The sequence below is a fragment of the Vibrio sp. 2134-1 genome (assembly GCF_033339495.1).
Window position 1 is genome coordinate 1 of sequence record NZ_JAWOUS010000317.1, and the last position, 778, is coordinate 778.

Genomic DNA, 778 nt, shown 5'->3' on the forward strand with positions numbered 1-778 from the left:
CATTGCAGAATTATATTTTTCTTATGCCTGAGTTGAGTAATAATCTTAACGATACTTTCTCGCTCAAGAAAACAGCCATCGGCGATGATGTCATCAATTGTATAAGGCTCAATTGGAACAGACTGAGCGGCAACTTCGTCTTCTTCAACGAAAAGCTCCTCATCATCGAGATCTGTAGCGTTTGGATGGCTTTGTTGCGTAATTCGATGGAACTAAATCAAGAAACTACGATCTGAGCGGCTACGCCCATCAATCGTCGTAGTCTCATGCCTAAACCTCGTTACAAAACAAACAACTGGAAACAGTACAACAAAGCGCTAATCAACCGTGGCTCTCTGACCTTTTGGATTGATGAGGAAGCGATAGCTGAGTGGAAGCAAAACAAACAAGGCAAGCGTGGTAGACCTCGCCGATTCAGCGACTTAGCCATTACTACCGCACTGATGGTGAAACGCGTTTTCTCTATGCCCTTGAGAGCGCTGCAAGGTTTTCTAGACTCTGTATTTAAGCTGGCTAACATCCCGCTTGTTTGCCCGCACTACACCTGTATAAGCCGCCGAGCTAAGGAAGTTGAGGTTTCATTTAAAACCAAAACCAGAGGAGCAATACAACACCTAGCAATTGATGCCACTGGCCTCAAGGTTTATGGCGAGGGTGAATGGAAGGTCAAGAAGCATGGTACTGATGGGAAGCGCAGAGTCTGGCGTAAACTGCATATTGCAGTAGATACAAGCACTCACGAAATAGTCGCAGCAGAGCTGAGTTTATCTAACGTAAC

Annotated in this window: 1 protein-coding gene and 1 pseudogene; both read left to right on the forward strand. The window is 45.2% G+C overall.

Annotation, left to right across the window (positions count from 1 at the left end):
• A partial coding sequence (locus tag R7R78_RS25700; protein WP_225474567.1) for a hypothetical protein occupies positions 1-236 on the forward strand: 236 nt, incomplete at its 5' end.
• A 30-nt stretch (positions 237-266) separates the two neighbouring features.
• Positions 267-778 (forward strand): annotated as a pseudogene (locus R7R78_RS25705) (IS5-like element ISVa2 family transposase); the annotation flags it as partial.